The sequence below is a fragment of the Streptomyces sp. NPDC002076 genome (assembly GCF_053593835.1).
In genome coordinates, this window is sequence record NZ_JBSFDI010000002.1 from 466671 (window position 1) to 482793 (window position 16123).

Sequence of the window (16123 nt, forward strand, 5' to 3'; positions counted from 1 at the left end):
GGCGTCGCGTTGCATCGAGCCAGTCCGGAGGCGCTCGCCTCCCGGGAGAAAGGTGTGTGAGATGCGCGTACTTCTGGTGGGTGCGGGAGGCGTGGGGACGGCCGTCACCCGGATCGCCGCTCGCCGCGAGTTCCTCGCCCACATGATCGTCACCGACTACGACCTCGTCCGCGCCGAGACCGCGGTCGCGGCACTGGGCGAGCAGGGCGCCCGGTTCAGCGCGCGACGGCTGGACGCCTCGGACCAGGACGCGGTCCGCCGGATGCTCGTCGAGCAGCGGTGCGACGTGCTGCTCAACGCCACCGACCCCCGGTTCGTGATGCCGCTGTTCCAGGCCGCCCTGGAGGCCGGCGCGGACTACCTGGACATGGCGATGTCACTGTCCGCGCCGCACGGCTCGCGCCCCTATGAGGAGTGCGGAGTCAAGCTCGGGGACGAACAGTTCGCACTGGCCCGGCGCTGGGCAGAGGCGGGACGGCTGGCCCTGGTGGGAATAGGCGTCGAGCCGGGCCTGTCCGACGTCTTCGCCCGGTACGCGGCAGACGAACTCTTCGACGACATCGAGGAGATCGGTGTCCGGGACGGCGCCAATCTGACGGTCGAGGGCTACGACTTCGCGCCCTCCTTCAGCATCTGGACGACCATCGAGGAGTGCCTCAACCCGCCGGTGGTGTACGAGAAGGGCCGCGGCTGGTTCACCACCGCTCCGTTCAGCGAGCCCGAGGTCTTCGACTTCCCCGAGGGCATCGGCCCGGTGGAGTGTGTCAATGTCGAGCACGAAGAGGTGCTGCTCATTCCCCGCTGGGTGGAAGCGCGTCGTGTCACGTTCAAGTACGGGCTCGGCGACGACTTCATCGCCAAGCTGAAGACGCTTCACCAACTGGGCCTGGACTCGACGGCCAGGGTGAGCGTGCCCGGCGACGACGGACCCGTACACGTCTCGCCGCGGGACGTGGTCGCCGCGTGCCTGCCCGATCCGGCCGGCCTGGGGGAGCGGATGACGGGCAAGACCTGCGCCGGTACCTGGGTCAAGGGCACCAAGGACGGTGCGCCGCGTGAGGTGTACCTGTACCACGTGGTCGACAACCAGTGGTCCATGCGCGAGTACGGCTCGCAGGCCGTCGTCTGGCAGACGGCGGTCAACCCGGTCGTCGCCATGGAACTGCTGTCCACGGGCGCCTGGTCCGGCACCGGCGTGCTCGGTCCGGAAGCCCTGCCCCCGCGCCCGTTCCTGGACCTGCTCACCGAGTACGGCTCTCCCTGGGGCCTGCGCGACGACAGCTGATCCCGCGTCCTCATCGCCTGACAGGCAGCGGCGCACCGAGCGACGTCGTGGCTCAGAGCCGACTGTAGGTGTCGATGTCCTCGGCGAACTCCTGGATGGCCTGTGCGGTGAGCGTCGGCCGGGTGTCCGCTATGGCGGTCATGTAGTCCTCGGTGGTGGCGGGCCGGCCCCGGCGTTGTGTGACTTCCCGTTCGAACGCGGCCTGCGCGCCCTTGCGGGCGGCGAATTCGATGTCGGCCGGGGTGAACAGCTCGCTGGCCTCGACCAGTTGGTGGAGGTCGACCGCGGCTGCGGATGCCCTGAGGTAGCGGTCCCAGATCGCTGCGCGGGCGGTCGGGTCCGGAGGGCCGACGGGAATGACGTAGTCGAACCGGCCCGGCCGCAGAAAGGCCGCGTCGAGAGAGCGCACGGAATTGGTGGCACAGGCCAGCAACCGCGAGTCGTGCTCGCGGAAGACAGGGATGAGTTTGAGCAGCTCGTTGGTGACTCCGTGGCCCGGATCGACCGCTTTTCCGGAACGCACCCCCGCGATCTCTTCGACTTCGTCGATGAAGAGCAGTACCGAGTCCAGTTCCCCCAGGTCCGCGAAGGTTTCTCGCAGCGCCGCGGCCAGGCCCTCACTCGTGTCGGCCGCGAGCCGGGACGGGAAGAGTTCCACGAACGGCCAGCCGAGCCGCGAGGCCACCGCCTTGGCGAAACTGGTCTTACCGGTGCCGGGCGGGCCGAACAGGATGATCGCCTTGGGCGGCGTGACACCGTAGCGGTCCGCCAGTGCGGGCTCGGTCAGCGGGAGCACGACACGGCGCTCGATGACCTCCTTCTCGCGCTCCATGCCGGCCATGGTGTCCCAGAGCCCCTCGGGGAGCATACGGCCGCCCAGCGCGGCGAGGACGTCGGTGTTGGCGGTTCCCGGGGGTTCGAGTTTCTCGTAGTAGGTCAGGTCGTCGCGGAACCGGTAGCCGGAGTTCTCCAGAGCCTTCGTCCCGGCGGCACCGGCGGGCAGCAGCGCGCTGATGTGGCGCACGTCCAGTGCGCGCAGGCGCCGTTCCAGTTCGGCGAGCAGCGCACTGCCGATCCCGCGCTCGCGCCATCGGGAGGCGAGTGCCACCAGAAGGATCCAGCCCCGTTTGCCATGGGCCTGCGCCACGGCCATGCCCACCAGTTCGTCGCCGACCACGGCGACGACCGCCGTCTGACCGGCCTTGGCAGCGGCCATCACCTCCGAGACGGGAAACACCCGGTCCTCGTCGGCCCGGCGGCTCTGGTCCCAGATCTGTATGGCCTGGTCGAGATCGTCGTCGTGATAGTCGCGCAGATGCCAAGCGGGCATCGCCACCACCTCGCCCGGTGTGGGAGTCCCATTGTCGCCGCTGCGGGCATCGGGCGACGAACCGAGTCGAGCCCGATCTCTCGCAGCGGCGCCGCGATCGATCACGCGTACGCCCGCAGCCCGCCCTGCGACTTCGTCAAGATCACATAAAAACCCCCACGTCAACCGTAGTGCGTGGCCCTCGCGCGGCGTCACACTGGCTGCCGGCGTGTTCCGCTGCCGTCGCTTCGGAAGAGACAGGACCAGGGATGTACACACTCGCGTCGCAGCAGATGTCGGAGCCGGACTCGGCGCTGTTCGACCTGACATGGGGGCTGGGCGCCACCGCGATGGGCTGGGTCGCGCTGATCAATCCCCGCGGCATCCTCGAGTGGATCGAGCTGCGGCGGGGCACGGGCCGGAAGGTGTGGCGAAGTCGCCTGGCCGGTGGTGTGTTCGCGCTGGTGGGACCAGTAATGGTGATCAAGGGTGTCGTCCATCTGCTGGCGCTGAAGGGTTCGGAGCGCCCCACGCTGTTCGACCGAGTGCACGGTTTCCCCCTGGTGTCCGCCGTCGTCGTGATCGTGGTCATGGCGCTCGTCGCGATTCATGCCTGGCGCACCAACGCCTTCCTCGGGGAGGCCTGGACGGCGGGCGGCCTGCCCCGCGCCTGCGCGGCCCTGGGCACCCTCGCGGCCCTGGCGTTCGTCACGTTGACCGTTTTCGGTTACGTGGCGGCAGGCATACTGTGCTCTGCCCTGACCGGAGCCGCAGTGGCCGGACTCGCCTTCACCCGGCACCGCGTCCAGGGGTCTCGTCCGGGCCGGGGCGGCTGCGGGGCCGGTGATCAGTAGCGCACCGCCGTGCCGACGACCGCGTGCACTTCGCCGCTGAGCTTGCGGTTGCTGCGGGCGGTGCCCTCGCCGGAGGCACCGGCGGCCACGTCCTTGACCGTCACCACGACCACGTCCAGCAGATTGCCGCTCTTGTCGGTGAAATTGACCTGGACCGCGAAGGACTTGGCCGAACCCGCGGTGTTCTTGGCCGTCACCTTGGCCGTGGCCCGGCCGTCGCCGCCGATGGCGACGGAACCGAGTGTCACCTCGTTCTTGGCGTTGACCCCGCCCTTGGCCTCGTCGAGCTTCCGTCTGGCCTCAGCCGAGGCCGAGGCCAGCGCGTCGGCTCCCCGGGAGGCAAGGGAGGAGGCGGCGGAGGAGGCCGCCGAGGCCGCCTTGCTGGCGCTGCCGGAGGGGTTTCCCGAGTTGCCGGAGCACCCGGTCACCGCTACCGCGATCACGGCCAGCACCGCGCCCGCCGTGTCCCGTGTCCCGTGCCCGCTCATACCGCGACTCCCGTGCGCTCGGAACGTTCCGTTCCGCCCAGTGAACAGTGCACGGCCGCGGCCCGCACATCGAGTCGGACGCACGGGTGTCACAGGCACCCGAACGGTCCCGTCGCAGCCGGGGAACCGACCAGCGGGGCGGCGGTCTTCGCCACTCCCCGGGGCAGGAAGACGAGGGCCTCTCAGCCGAAGCGCCGGATGCGAGTGGCCGTTGCCGGCGCGTAGAGTGGCCAGCCGTTCACCGACCCGGTCGTGACGAGCTCCTCGGCGTTGTCGCCCTGCCGGGCACGCCCTGCCGGGCCGCCACGCCGTACTCGATGAGGAAGTCGTCCGGCGGATGGTCTGCCGGTGCGGCCGGTTCGGCGTACCGGCCGGTCGGCCGACAGCGTGCGGCGGCTTCCGCCTACGCGCCGCACCCGCGGGGCCCGTCCCCCGTGTCGATCACCGTGAACCGGGGCTCCCCCCGATCGTGCACGAGCGGGGTTCGCGCGGCCGGCTCCGGCCCGGTGACCTCCACGTTGGCGGGGCGCAGCAGTCGGGGACCGAGCCGGTAGCCGGGGCGCAGGATCTTCGTGCAGATCAGCTGGTCGGTGTCGGGGGCGATGTGGTGGGTGACGGCGTCGTGGCACGCCGGGTCGAAGGGGTCGCCCTTCTCCCCGAACACCTCGAGCCCCAGGGAACCCAACTGGGTGCCGAGGGTGTCGGCGATGTCCCTCAGGCCCACCGTCATGGGCTCGTGCGCGCACGCGCGGTCCACCGAGTCCAGCACAGGCAGCAGGGCACGCAGGACATTGACCACGGCGACCTCGCACACGGCCATGCGGTCCCGCCGCACCCGCTTGCGGTAGTTGTCGTACTCGGCCTTCACCCGCTGCAGGTCGGCCGTGCGTTCCTCCAGCAGACGCTGCAACTGGGCGAGGTCCGGGTTCTGCAGCCGGCCCTTGTCCATCGTCAGCCCGCCTCCGGCTTGTCGTCGTCGACGATCTCGGCGTCCACCACGCCTTCGTCCGCGGAGGCGGCGGCGGACGCGTCCGTACCGGAGGTCGCCTCGCTCTCCGTGCGGGACCTCTCGTACATCGCCGTCCCGATCTTCTGCGCCGCTTCGGCCGCCCGTTCCATGGCCTGCCGGATCGCCGCCGTGTCCTCGCCCTTCAGCCGCTCCTTCAGCTCCGTGAGTGCGCTCTCCGTCTCGTTCTTCGCGTCGGCCGGGATCTTGTCGGGGTTGTCCCTGATGAGCTTCTCGGTGGAGTAGACGAGCTGTTCGGCCTGGTTACGGGTCTCCGCGGCCTCCCGGCGCCTGCGGTCCTCCTCGGCGTGCTGCTCCGCCTCGCGGACCATGCGGTCGATGTCGTCCTTGGGCAGCGCCGAGCCGCCGGTCACGGTCATCTTCTGTTCCTTGCCGGTACCGAGATCCTTGGCGGAGACGTGCATGATCCCGTTGGCGTCGATGTCGAAGGCGACCTCGATCTGCGGGACGCCACGCGGCGCCGGCGGCAGACCGCTCAGCTCGAACATGCCGAGCTTCTTGTTGTACGCCGCGATCTCCCGTTCGCCCTGGTAGACCTGGATCGTCACCGAGGGCTGGTTGTCCTCGGCGGTGGTGAAGATCTCCGAACGGCGGGTCGGGATCGTGGTGTTGCGCTCGATCAGCTTGGTCATGATGCCGCCCTTGGTCTCGATGCCGAGGGACAGCGGGGTGACGTCGAGCAGCAGGACGTCCTTGACCTCGCCCTTGAGGACACCGGCCTGGAGCGATGCCCCGACGGCCACCACCTCGTCCGGGTTCACACCCTTGTGCGGGTCCTTGCCGGTCAGCTCCCGCACCAGGTCCGTCACCGCCGGCATACGGGTCGAGCCGCCCACCAGGATGACGTGGTTGATGTCGGACACCTTGATCCCGGCGTCCTTGATCGCGTTGTGGAAGGGGCCCTGGCAACGCTCCAGCAGATCCGACGTCAGCTGCTGGAACTGGGCGCGGGTGAGCTTCTCGTCCAGGTGCAGCGGGCCCTCCGCAGAAGCCGTGATGTAGGGGAGGTTGACGTTCGTCTCCGTCGAGCTCGACAACTCGACCTTGGCCCGCTCCGCGGCCTCCCGCAGCCGCTGCACGGCCATCTTGTCCTTGGCGAGATCGATGCCGTAATTGTTCTTGAAGGTCGTGACCAGGTGGTCGACGATCCGCTGGTCCCAGTCGTCGCCGCCGAGGTGCGTGTCGCCGTTGGTGGCCTTGACCTCGATGACGCCCTCGCCGATCTCCAGCAGGGACACGTCGAAGGTACCGCCGCCGAGGTCGAAGACGAGGACCGTCTGGTCGTTCTCCTTGTCAAGGCCGTACGCCAGCGCCGCCGCCGTCGGCTCGTTGATGATCCGCAGCACGTTCAGCCCGGCGATCTCCCCGGCTTCCTTGGTCGCCTGCCGCTGGGCATCGTCGAAGTAGGCGGGGACGGTGACCACGGCGTCGGTGACGTCCTCGCCCAGGTGCGACTCCGCGTCCCGCTTGAGTTTCTGCAGCACGCGTGCGGAGATCTCCTGCGCCGTGTACCGCTTGCCTTCGATGTCACCGTGCTCGGGGAACCGCCAGCCGTGATCGCCCATGTGCCGCTTCACGGAGCGGGCGGTGCGATCGACGTTGGTGACGGCCTGCCGTTTGGCGACCTCCCCGACCAGCACCTCACCGCTCTTCGCGAAGGCCACGACCGAAGGCGTCGTCCGGGCACCCTCGGCGTTGGTGACCACGGTGGGCTCGCCGCCCTCGAGGACCGAGACCACGGAGTTCGTCGTTCCCAGGTCTATACCGACTGGACGCGCCATCTGGACTCTCTCCCTCCTGCCCCGCCTCCATTCTCGGCCCGGTGGCTGACCACTGCGAGCTGCTCCTTTGGACCGATGTCACCCTGTGCCAGGTCGTGACTCATAGTGCAGGCTGTGAAACCGCCCCTCCTCCTCGCAGCCGGCAGGGTCATGACCCAGTGCCCGTACCGTGGCGATCGCAAACCGCTGTTCGCGCTCGTCGGTGAAGAGCCGCTGTGGATAGGTGCGCGAGACATCGAGCGTGGTGTGCAGACCGTGTTCGGCCAGGGTGCGCACGACCGGGTGGTACGACACCGTCCGCAGCACGAACGCGCTGATCCATACCGGTCTGCGGGTGCCGTCGAGCAGTGCCGTGAACGTTCGGGCGGTGATGTAGCTGCCGCCGCCGGTCAGCGTGATGAGTCCGACCTCGGCGAGCGCACTCCTCAGCCCGGGGCCGGGCGGTCCCTGTTCCAGGTCGTCGGTGAAGGCGGCGTCCAGGAGACCCACCTCCAGCGCGTACCGCACGGCCGGCGCCGCGACGTCCAGGCCGAACACCGGCACCGTGTCCGCTCGGCGCCGCTCGGCGTAGTACTCCCTGTCCCACGCCGCGAGTTGCGCCGTCGACATGTCCTGGCAGGCGGGTGAGGTATACCGCTCGTACATCTCCGCAAGTGTCACGTCGTGGTTGAGCAGCGCGGCGTTGATCCCGTACGAGCAGCACAGGTCCAGCACCGCCGGTCGATGGGGGCGGCCGTCGTCGAGCGCGGCCCGCTGGGCGGCGGCCTGCCGGAAGACCGGCTGGGCATGGTGCGGGATCTCGTACTCCAGCGGGGCGAGCCGGCGGAAGTACATGCGGGGGTCCGGCCGGTCGTAGATGTCGTCGAAGCGCGACTTGCCGCTCGCCACGCCCTCCGCACCGCCAGAGCCCGACTCGGCCATGCCGTACTCCTCCTCGCGGAACACATCGGTACCCCCATCATGTCTCGCCCCTTATGTCCTGGATGTCTGCCACACCGAGGTCCACGCAGGTCCTGGCACGGGAGGATGGGAGGACGATGACGGGAACGGCCGCGCTTTTGCGACGACGTCACACGCTCAAGGCGTCCAGGATCGACTCCATGGCGAGGACGCCGCCGAGGCCGAGGACGGAGAGCACGGTCGTATAGGTGGTGCGCGCCTCCTTGAACATCCAGAACCCGGGGTCGTTGACATGGGAGAACGCGATCGATCCGCAGGAGATGGCGAGGACCATGATCTCCGGGTGGACTCGCTGCCGGCGAGCAGTGGCAGTGCCGCGCCCGAGGCGGTGACCACGGCGACCGTGGCCGAGCCGAGGGCCACGCGCAGGACGGCGGCGATGAGCCAGGCGAGGATGATCGGCGACAGGGACCAGTCGGCGGTGGTGTGCTTGATGTAGTCCGAGATCCCGCCGTCCACGAGGACCTGCTTGAACGCACCGCCCGCGCCGATCACCAGCAGGATCATCGCCATCGCCTGGGCGGCCGACCGGCAGGACGCGCTGACCTCTTCCAGGCTGCGGCCGATCCGCGGGCCGCACGCCCAGATCGCGACGGCCAGGGTGAGGAGCAGGGCGATGGGCGCCGAACCGATGAACGCGATGAAGTGCAGGAAAGGCCCCGATCCCGAGGTGGCCAGGTCCGTGACCGCCGCTCCGGCGATGAGCACCACGGGCAGCAGGGCCACCGACCGCGACCAGCCCATGCCCGGCATCTCCTCGTCGGTGAGACGTGGTCACCTACTACCGCCGGCGCACATGACCGGCCCCGGCCCGGACTTCGGGGTCAGAGGCTGAAGACCCGACGAGCGTTCCCGGACAGGAACAGCTCGGTGGCTTCTTCGTCCAGGCCGAGATCACCGAGGTGTTCCAGTGCCTGGACAGGGCTGATCATGGGGTAGTTCGTGCCGAACAGCACCTTCCCGCGGCCCCGGCCGCGCAGATACTCGACGAGTTCTCGCGGGTAGCGGCGGGTCGTGTAGGCGCTGGTGTCGATGTAGACGTTGGCGTGTTTGTCGGCCACGGCGATCATCTCCGTGGTCCACGGGTAGCCGATGTGGCCGCAGACGATGGTCAGTTCGGGGAAGTCGAGCGCGACCTGGTCGATATAGGGGATGGGGCGACCGGTTTCGGAGGGGCGCAGCGGGCCGGTGTGCCCGACCTGGGTGCAGAAGGGGATGCCGAGGTCGACGCAGGCGGCGTACAGCGGGTAGTACAGCCGGTCGGTCGGCGGTAGTTGCCACAGCCAGGGCACGATCCGCAGGGCGACGAAGCCGAGTTCCTGAACGGCCCGGCGCAGCTCGCGCACGGCCTGGACGGGCCGGGTGAGGTCGGCGCCGGCGACCCCGCGCAGCCGTCCGTCGGACTGGGCGACGAACTCGGCCACCTCGTCGTTGCTGATGAGCGGTCCCTGCGGCCCGTACCAGGCCGCCGAGAGACCGATCTCCACATCTGCCGCGGCCATGGCCGCCACGGTGGCCTTGACCGGCAGTGCCTCCTGCAGCGGTCCTTGCCCCGTCCATCGGCGCAACGACTCGAACATCTCGTGGTTGGAGTGACGGAGCGTGGGGTGCTGCATCCACACATCGATGACCGACACGGCTTCTCCCGAGGTGGCTAAGCGATCGCTTACTGCAACCATAGTCGCTTCACGTCTGCCGGTGTACGGCCGCGGGGCGGGCCTGGGCGCGCGAGAGGAGCGGGCGACGACCACGACCCCCGCCGGCGCGGGCGGCCTCGGGGAGCCGCGGGGCCACGAGCCGGCGGAGACGCTGGTGGCGACGGCCCGCGCGGTGGGAGTGCAGCAGCCGGAGGATCTCAGCGTCGGCAGCGAGGCGGAGCACCTGGCCCGTACCGGCTCATGTCCTACGGCCTGGGCCTCCCGACCGGCTGAGGATCCTCTCGGTGTATGAACGTTTGGCCCCCGCTGGTCCGCCGTCCCGGGACTTGGCGGACCGGCGCCTGTGAGGGCGCTCTCACGGGGTAAACGGAACCTACGCCTCCACCTGCCGCGGCGGAAGCCCTTCGGGTGTGTGGTCCAGGTCATATCGACAGGGCGCCGAGCCTTCGCCGGGCCGGGTGGCAGGTGGCGGCATCGGGACCCTGCATTCGGCGTCACCGAAAGCTGATCTCCGCGCCGATCGACTGCGTAGTGCACACTACGTCGGTGGGGTTCAACCCGGACGGCCGCGAGGCGGATCACCGTTCTCGGTGACGCCCCGCCCAGGTCACCAGGTCTTGCCGGCCTGTTCGCGGATTGTGCGGTTGATCCGGTTGAAGAAGTTGGTCATCGCGATCTCCAGCATGATCGCGTTCAGCTGATCCTCGGTGAAGTGGCTGGCGACGGCGTCCCATATCTCGTCGGTCACACCCGGCGCGCCGTCCTGGATCCGGGTGGCGGCCTCGGTCAGCGCGAGCGCCGCCCGCTCCTCATCGGTGCAGAAGGGCGTCTCGCGCCACGCGACCACGTTGTGCAGCCGCTCGTCCGTCTCACCGGCCCTCTTCGCCGCAGGTGCCGGGCGGGAGCAGCGAAAGGTGGCCCAGGCCTTCCTGGCGGCGGCCCGCCGCGGCGACTTCGGGGAGTTGCTGGGGTTGCTCGACCCCGAGGTGAGACTGACCGTCGACACTCCCGCCGGCGTGGTCGTCATCCTCGGCGCCACCAGGGTCGCTGCCGGCGCGCAGTTGGCCGCCTGCGCAGCCACGGTGGGGCGAGCGGCGTACGTCAACGGTCTCGCCAGAGTCATTTCCTGGCGCGAGGACGGCGCCCCGCTCTCGGTCCTCGCGTTCTCCGTCGTCGACGGCCGGATCACCGACATCACCGCCGTGGTCGACCCGGCCAAGCTCGCGCTGATGGACCTGCCGGATCCGGCGTGAGCCACTGCCGCGGCAGCGGCCGCCAGGGCCGACACCCTTGGTGACCCTTCGTGGGGAGGCGGACGGCCGCGAACGCGGACTCCATGGGTTCGGGGAATGGCAGTGCGTTCAGCGGGATCCAGCGAGGAACCCCGGGCCTTCGGGCCCGGGAGGAATCGCTTCTCAAGATAGGGGTGACCCGCGCCGGAGCACGGCACTGCACTGTCTACCTCGGTCGGGATGCTTCTGGTTCGCGATGTACTCCTTCACCACGGCGAGCGGTGCGCCGCCGCACGAGGCTGCGAAGTAGGACGGCGACCAGAAGTGTTCGCCCCACAGGTACTTGCGGATGTGACCGGGGTACTCCTGACGGAGCCTGCGGGCAAAGACGCCTTTGAGGCTGCCGACCAGTCGGGAGATGGCGGCCTTCGGCGGGTAGTGCACCAAGAGGTGGACGTGATCGCGTTCGCCGGTGAACTTGCGCAGTTCCGCTCCGAAGTCGGTACACACGTCGCGCATGACACAGGTCGTGACGCAGGTGAAGCTGATACCGGAGGCCGACCAGGCCGCCGCGCTGTCGGCGACCCTGCGCACGCTCAACGACCTGGCCACCTGGGTTTCTGAGGTGGCGTTCGTCAACGACGTGCCGCGTGAGTACGAGCTGCGCAAGCACCAAGGCCGGGTCAAGTTGACTGTCGGACACATCAAGCTGAGCGTCTCGCCGCTGCAAGCGCCCCTTCCTTCCCGTGCTGCTCGTCAGGAAGCGGCCGGCACCGGCTGTGAGCGTCGTCGGTCCGCCGCGCGCTGCGCATGCCCTGTGGGCGACTTCCAGGGGATTGCCTGGTCCGGGCGCTGGCCGGACCAGGGGTGCCGCGGTCCCCGACCGCCCAACCGGTCATGGGCCGTCAGCGCGCGCTGATGCTGGCTTGGTAGCCGCTTGCAGGGCCTCGGTCGAAGGCTCAGCATGACGGTTCCCACTCGTTGTTCCGGCAGTACGTCGGCTTGTCCGCTCAGGTGCGTGAGGAGTGAACGTGACCTGTGCGAAGCCGGCGACGGGTGGTTTCCGGTGTCCCGTGTCTTTCGGAAAGGGCTGGATGTGCCAGAGCCGTTTGATGCCGTGACCCCTGCTGCCGTCGGCGGGGCGGGGCGCTCGCCGGAGGCGGCCGCACCGCCGACGGTCGGTGTGGAGGAGGAGTTCGTCCTGGCCGACCGGCGCAGCAGGTCGGCCGTCTGCCGGTCTCTTTCCGTGCTGCCTGCCGCTCGTGCTCTGCTCGGCGGGTCGCATGTCACGCCGGAGCTGTCGCAGTCCCAGGTGGAGACGGTCGGTGCGGTGTGCCGTACCGGTGCTGAAGTGGAAGCGGAAGTCCTTCGATTACGCGCGGGTACGGCTGCCGCGGCGGCCGAACACGACTGTCTGCTGGTACCCAGCGGTGTGGCGGTCCTGGGCCGTTCCGGGCCGCCGCCCGTCCTCGATCAGGCGCGGTACCGGGCCCTCGCGGACCGCTTCGGGCCGCTGATTCACGGGCAGGGGGTCAACGCCTGCCACGTGCACGTCGGCGTGGCCGACCGGGAGGATGCCGTTCGGGCGGTCAACCACCTGCGGGGCTGGATGCCGTTGCTGCTGGCCCTGAGCGCCAACTCTCCGTACGGCGACGGCGCGGACACCGGATACGCGAGCTGGCGATCGGTGATCTGGAGCCGGTGGCCCTCGGCGGGACCTCCACCCTGCCTGCGCGACGCGGCGCACTACCAACGGGTCGTCGACCAGCTCATGGCCTCCGGGGCGGCGCTGGATCCGGCCATGGTCTACTGGCATGTCCGGCCCTCGGCGCATCTTCCCACCATCGAGGTACGCATCGCGGACGTGATGCCCGACGCCACGACCACCACCGCGTACGCGCTGGTCGTTCGCGCCCTCGTCGGGCACGCCGTGGAGGTGGTGCGCTCCGGCGAACCCGCGCCCGACGTCCCCGATCTGCTGTTGAGGGCGGCATGCTGGCAGGCCGCCCGGCACGGACCGGTCGGTACCCTGCCGGGCACCCACACCCGTGACTGTGCTCCCACGTCTGTCGGCCGGCTGATCGAGGAGCTGTGGAAACGGGTGGAACCACACCTCAGCCGGCACGGCGACGACCGGCGGGTCAGCGACTGGCTGGGCGAAGTGCAACTCCATGGATCCGGCTCCGCGCGGCAGAGGCGGGTGGCGGAACGGCACGAGGGTGACCTGCGGGCTGTGGTGGACGACCTCGCCGTCGAGGTTCCGTGAAGCCGCCGAGGCTTGCCTTGTCTTCGGGCGATCGGAGACCGGTGCTTTGAGGGCGGTGTGGCTCTTGTGGCCCTTGTTGCACGAGGCCGCCGAGTGGGCGCGGTTCCCGCATGCCCGGTCGGAACTCGCCTTCCCATCGTCGACATCGAAGGACACCCGGCGGGTACGGTGGTCACGAGGGCTGTGTTCGACAGTGAGCTCGGCCCCGGGTATTCGGCTTCGCCGAACCGTGCCGCTCCTGCTCGTCGGGGGGTGCCATGAAAGTCGAAATGATCCAAACGGCCGCCAACGTTCTCTTCGACGTCCCCGACGAGATGCACGAAGAGATCATCATGCTCATCAGCGCGGTCACCGACGACACCGAGACACGCGCGCCGGACCTTGCGGCCGCGTTCGGCGAGTGGTGCTGGCTGGTGTACACGATCCACGGCGACGTGGTCGAGGTGCTGGACGTCGGCTGCGCCCGGTGACGGCGTGGGCCTGGGCAGTGGGCTGGGCCCGGCGAAGAGCGTCCGGCGGGGCCGGCGCCCATGGTGCCGGGCCGTGCGGGCCCGGCCGCGGGCGGCCGGGCCCGGTGAGTGAGTGCATGGTTGTCGTCGGCTCAGGGGTGGTGGTGCTGGCTCTGCCCATGGGCGTGGTCGTGGTGGTGTTCGCCCTGGTCCGGTGAGCCGCCCATCATGCGCAGCATCGCGCGGCCTCCGGTGCGGAGGAAGCGGACCAGCAGGGCGGTGGCCAGCAGCAGGAAGGCTATGTTGAGCCAGGTCGTGTAGTTCCAGCTGACACCCTCCTGGGGAATCTTCGCGTCGGTCTGGTCGGGGATGAGGCCCAGACCCCCGAAGGCGAACTCCACGATGTAGCCGGCCACCACCATGGCGACGAAGAACGTGCCCAGCAGGAAAGCCGCCATCCGGGCGCCGTAGTACTTCCGGTAGATGTTCAGGATCGGCAGGATCAGCAGGTCGGCGTAGATGAAGGCGATGACACCGCCGAAACTGATGCCTCCCTTCCACAGCACCACGGCCAGCGGCACGTTGCCGATGGAGCAGACGAACGTGGCGATGGCCACCACCGGCCCGATCAGCGGCCCGACCAGCTTGGCGGCGAGCGGATGGCCGGCGAGGAAGAAGCTGTGCCAGAAGTCGTCCGGCACCCATGCGGCGATCGCCCCCGCGATCAGGAGTCCCGCCACCAGGTCGCGCAGGATCGCCGCCCACTCCATGACGAAGATGTGCGAGACCGAGGTGAGGCCGTCGCGGGAGAGGAGCCGGCGGAGGAAGCCGCCCTCGCCGCGCACGGACATGTCCATCGCCGCATGCCCCTCCATCGATCCGGCCAGCCCGCGTTCGGCCTGCTCCCGTGCGTGTCGCAGCAGCCGCTCACGCAGGAGAAGCCGGAACAGTACCGCGAGTACGACGATCATGATCGGGCCGCCGACGAACTCCGCGGCGGTGAACTGCCAGCCCATCAACAGCGCCAGGATCACGCCCAGTTCGACCACCAGGTTGGTCGAGGCGATCTCGAAGCCCATCGCCGCCGTGAAGTTCGCCCCCTTGCGGAACAGCGAGCGGGCGAGCGCGACGGCGGCGTACGAGCAGGACGACGAGGCCGCGCCGAGCCCCGCGGACAGGGCGAGCGTACGGGGCCGGTCGTCTCCCATGAGTCGTACGACCGTGTCTCGGCGAACCACCGCCTGCACAACGGCGGACAACGTGAAACCGAGGATCAGGGCCCAGGTGATCTCCCAGGTCATCGACCCGGCAATGGACAACGCGTGTCCGATCGCATGCATGATGCACACCTCTCGCCGATGTCTGTCGCCAGCAGGCTCGAGTGTATACCCCAAGGGGGTATACGGCTGAGAGGCAGAAGTGCGGTGCGAGGGGGAGGGGGCTGACCGCGGAGGCGGCGCACACACGACTGGCATTCGCGACGGGGTGGCAACCGCGGTCAACGCCAGTGCTCGGCCACGGCGGCTGCTGCGTGCTGGGCGGCGCCGCCGTTCGAGGGACGGCCTCGCGGCCGGAGCAGGCTCCGTGTGTCGAGGGGGCCGGCCGGGGTCAGCCGATGAGTGAGTGGAACTGTTCGATCGTACGGCGCCGCATGGTGAGGAAGGCGAGCCAGGAGCCGTCGGCGTAGTGCAGCCGGAAGCGGGCCATCAGCTGGGTCCGGGGCCGGCGTTCGACCCGGGTCACCCACGCCCGCGGCACCTCCCACACCGGGGTGCCGTCCAGGGGCTGGACCAGTCCGACGCGCTGGTCGGTCACACGCAACAGCAGGGCTCCGGAGGTGCGCGGCATCCCCGCGGCGATGCTGCCCGCTCCACCGGACTGCGCGCCCACGCTGTTGACCATGTGGTTCGCGAGGGATGCTCCGATGCCGATGCCCTTGGCGCTCCTGGCCGGGACGACGGAGGCGTAAGCCAAGAGCTGCTCGCCCGGGGCGAGTTGACTGTGGGCGGAACGTTCGCGGAGGACAGACATGTTCATGATCCTAGGTGACTGAGGGGGAGTATGTGGCAACGGGTGCCGTGCTCGCGCCGCCCCGCGTAGGGCGGTGCGGCCCGAGGCCCGAAGTCGGCGGCGAGGAATGAGAAGTAGGTGACGGGACCGGCCGATACCGTTTTCGCATCTTGCCGAGGCACTGCAGAGGGTCGTCCGGGAAGCACTGCCGGGTGGCCGACGACCAGCACCTTGGCGACGCCCTGGTCGGCCACGGACGAATCCTCTACGGCACGTTCAGCCACGCCCTGCTTTTGGACTACCGCACGACCAGCCCGCTTCCCAGCGCCCCCGTCGCTCCCGGGCAGCCCCGTCCGACGCTGGGCAGCATCATCGTCGACAAGACCATCAGCACCCGGCGCAGCCCGATCCAGTCAGTCGCGGACGATGGCCGAGTCGCCGCCGTCCTGCAGGACTCACACCTCATTTTCTGGGCGCCTGCTTCCCGCCGAACCCTGGCCGGGGTCCCGTTGCCTCTCCCTGCCGCCTGCCTTGCAGCCGCGAAGGCGGGGCAGCCTACGCAGTTCACCAGCTCGTTCTCCCCTGACCACAAGACCTTGGCACCAACCGCCTACTGCTTCCCGGCGGACGTGGACTCGAACGCCGCAGAGGGCCGACGCCGTTCCGTGTACCGGCGCTGGATGCTTGCCTATCCATCGCTTTGAGAAGCACACCCGATGATTCGCGCAGTACGCGCGTGGTTCAGGACGCTCGTGCTGGTCGCGGGGTGAGCCGGTCCCACAGAGCATTCGGGGCCCGCGCCGG

Annotated in this window: 15 protein-coding genes and 3 pseudogenes; 7 read left to right on the top strand and 11 right to left on the bottom strand. The window is 69.4% G+C overall.

The annotated features are described in order from the left end of the window. Window positions 1-61 precede the first annotated feature (61 nt). Complete coding sequence (locus ACWCQS_RS06405; RefSeq protein ID WP_451003378.1) at window positions 62-1285, top strand: saccharopine dehydrogenase family protein; 1224 nt, start codon at window positions 62-64, stop codon at window positions 1283-1285. A gap of 52 nt (window positions 1286-1337) precedes the next feature. On the opposite strand, the gene ACWCQS_RS06410 is transcribed toward ACWCQS_RS06405, so the two are convergent. Continuing rightward, the gene (locus tag ACWCQS_RS06410) at window positions 1338-2624 is read right to left on the bottom strand and encodes an ATP-binding protein (RefSeq protein ID WP_451003379.1); all 1287 of its coding nucleotides are present in this window, start codon (window positions 2622-2624) and stop codon (window positions 1338-1340) included. A 239-nt stretch (window positions 2625-2863) separates the two neighbouring features. Here ACWCQS_RS06410 and ACWCQS_RS06415 point away from each other — a divergent pair, with 239 nt between their 5' ends. After that, a complete protein-coding gene (locus tag ACWCQS_RS06415) occupies window positions 2864-3448 on the top strand; it encodes a hypothetical protein (RefSeq protein WP_451003380.1) in 585 nt (194 codons plus the stop codon). Here the strand turns inward: ACWCQS_RS06415 and ACWCQS_RS06420 are convergent. The 7 genes and pseudogenes from ACWCQS_RS06420 to ACWCQS_RS06450 all read right to left on the bottom strand — a co-directional run. Then, window positions 3442-3936 (bottom strand): hypothetical protein, encoded by a 495-nt coding sequence (locus ACWCQS_RS06420; protein ID WP_451003381.1) that lies wholly within the window; start codon window positions 3934-3936, stop codon window positions 3442-3444. The genes ACWCQS_RS06415 and ACWCQS_RS06420 overlap by 7 nt on opposite strands. Before the next feature lie 403 nt (window positions 3937-4339). Further along, window positions 4340-4885 carry a nucleotide exchange factor GrpE gene (grpE, locus tag ACWCQS_RS06425; RefSeq protein ID WP_451003382.1) on the bottom strand — a complete coding sequence of 182 codons (546 nt, stop codon included), beginning with the start codon at window positions 4883-4885 and terminating at the stop codon, window positions 4340-4342. Between the two features lie 2 nt (window positions 4886-4887). Beyond that, a complete protein-coding gene (gene dnaK / locus ACWCQS_RS06430) occupies window positions 4888-6744 on the bottom strand; it encodes a molecular chaperone DnaK (RefSeq protein WP_451003383.1) in 1857 nt (618 codons plus the stop codon). Window positions 6745-6822: 78 nt separating this feature from the next. Further along, window positions 6823-7665, bottom strand: a complete 843-nt coding sequence (locus ACWCQS_RS06435; RefSeq protein WP_451003384.1) for a hypothetical protein — start codon at window positions 7663-7665, stop codon at window positions 6823-6825. A 148-nt stretch (window positions 7666-7813) separates the two neighbouring features. After that, window positions 7814-8469: pseudogene (locus ACWCQS_RS06440) on the bottom strand (GntT/GntP/DsdX family permease); the annotation flags it as partial. A gap of 59 nt (window positions 8470-8528) precedes the next feature. Further along, window positions 8529-9341 (bottom strand): amidohydrolase family protein, encoded by an 813-nt coding sequence (locus ACWCQS_RS06445; RefSeq protein ID WP_451003385.1) that lies wholly within the window; start codon window positions 9339-9341, stop codon window positions 8529-8531. A 628-nt stretch (window positions 9342-9969) separates the two neighbouring features. Further along, window positions 9970-10251 (bottom strand): annotated as a pseudogene (locus tag ACWCQS_RS06450) (carboxymuconolactone decarboxylase family protein); the annotation flags it as partial. 25 nt (window positions 10252-10276) lie between these two features. Here ACWCQS_RS06450 and ACWCQS_RS06455 point away from each other — a divergent pair. After that, a complete protein-coding gene (locus ACWCQS_RS06455; RefSeq protein WP_451003533.1) occupies window positions 10277-10615 on the top strand; it encodes a hypothetical protein in 339 nt (112 codons plus the stop codon). A gap of 162 nt (window positions 10616-10777) precedes the next feature. Here ACWCQS_RS06455 and tnpA read toward each other — a convergent pair. Then, window positions 10778-11119 (bottom strand): annotated as a pseudogene (gene tnpA, locus ACWCQS_RS06460) (IS200/IS605 family transposase); the annotation flags it as partial. On the opposite strand from tnpA, the gene ACWCQS_RS06465 reads away from it, so the two are divergent. The 3 genes from ACWCQS_RS06465 to ACWCQS_RS06475 all read left to right on the top strand — a co-directional run bounded on the left by ACWCQS_RS06465 (window position 11112) and on the right by ACWCQS_RS06475 (window position 13330). Beyond that, the gene (locus tag ACWCQS_RS06465) at window positions 11112-11513 is read left to right on the top strand and encodes a hypothetical protein (protein WP_451003534.1); all 402 of its coding nucleotides are present in this window, start codon (window positions 11112-11114) and stop codon (window positions 11511-11513) included. The pseudogene tnpA and the gene ACWCQS_RS06465 overlap by 8 nt on opposite strands. A gap of 198 nt (window positions 11514-11711) precedes the next feature. Further along, entirely contained in the window at window positions 11712-12860 is a 1149-nt protein-coding gene (locus ACWCQS_RS06470; RefSeq protein WP_451003386.1) for a carboxylate-amine ligase, read from the top strand. A gap of 269 nt (window positions 12861-13129) precedes the next feature. Then, window positions 13130-13330 carry a hypothetical protein gene (locus ACWCQS_RS06475; protein ID WP_451003387.1) on the top strand — a complete coding sequence of 67 codons (201 nt, stop codon included), beginning with the start codon at window positions 13130-13132 and terminating at the stop codon, window positions 13328-13330. Between the two features lie 131 nt (window positions 13331-13461). On the opposite strand, the gene ACWCQS_RS06480 is transcribed toward ACWCQS_RS06475, so the two are convergent. Both ACWCQS_RS06480 and ACWCQS_RS06485 read right to left on the bottom strand, forming a co-directional pair. After that, complete coding sequence (locus tag ACWCQS_RS06480) at window positions 13462-14649, bottom strand: permease (protein ID WP_451003388.1); 1188 nt, start codon at window positions 14647-14649, stop codon at window positions 13462-13464. Between the two features lie 268 nt (window positions 14650-14917). Further along, a complete protein-coding gene (locus ACWCQS_RS06485; protein ID WP_451003389.1) occupies window positions 14918-15340 on the bottom strand; it encodes a hypothetical protein in 423 nt (140 codons plus the stop codon). 191 nt (window positions 15341-15531) lie between these two features. On the opposite strand from ACWCQS_RS06485, the gene ACWCQS_RS06490 reads away from it, so the two are divergent. Further along, entirely contained in the window at window positions 15532-16023 is a 492-nt protein-coding gene (locus ACWCQS_RS06490) for a hypothetical protein (protein ID WP_451003390.1), read from the top strand. Window positions 16024-16123: the final 100 nt, after the last annotated feature.

Coding starts and splice junctions, on each gene's coding strand:
- ACWCQS_RS06405 (WP_451003378.1), top strand. CDS start 62: ATGCGCGTACTTCTGGTGGGTGCGGGAGGCGTGGGGACGGCCGTCACC.
- ACWCQS_RS06415 (WP_451003380.1), top strand. CDS start 2,864: ATGTACACACTCGCGTCGCAGCAGATGTCGGAGCCGGACTCGGCGCTG.
- ACWCQS_RS06420 (WP_451003381.1), bottom strand. CDS start 3,936: ATGAGCGGGCACGGGACACGGGACACGGCGGGCGCGGTGCTGGCCGTG.
- grpE (WP_451003382.1), bottom strand. CDS start 4,885: ATGGACAAGGGCCGGCTGCAGAACCCGGACCTCGCCCAGTTGCAGCGT.
- dnaK (WP_451003383.1), bottom strand. CDS start 6,744: ATGGCGCGTCCAGTCGGTATAGACCTGGGAACGACGAACTCCGTGGTC.
- ACWCQS_RS06435 (WP_451003384.1), bottom strand. CDS start 7,665: ATGGCCGAGTCGGGCTCTGGCGGTGCGGAGGGCGTGGCGAGCGGCAAG.
- ACWCQS_RS06465 (WP_451003534.1), top strand. CDS start 11,112: ATGACACAGGTCGTGACGCAGGTGAAGCTGATACCGGAGGCCGACCAG.
- ACWCQS_RS06475 (WP_451003387.1), top strand. CDS start 13,130: ATGATCCAAACGGCCGCCAACGTTCTCTTCGACGTCCCCGACGAGATG.
- ACWCQS_RS06480 (WP_451003388.1), bottom strand. CDS start 14,649: ATGCATGCGATCGGACACGCGTTGTCCATTGCCGGGTCGATGACCTGG.
- ACWCQS_RS06485 (WP_451003389.1), bottom strand. CDS start 15,340: ATGTCTGTCCTCCGCGAACGTTCCGCCCACAGTCAACTCGCCCCGGGC.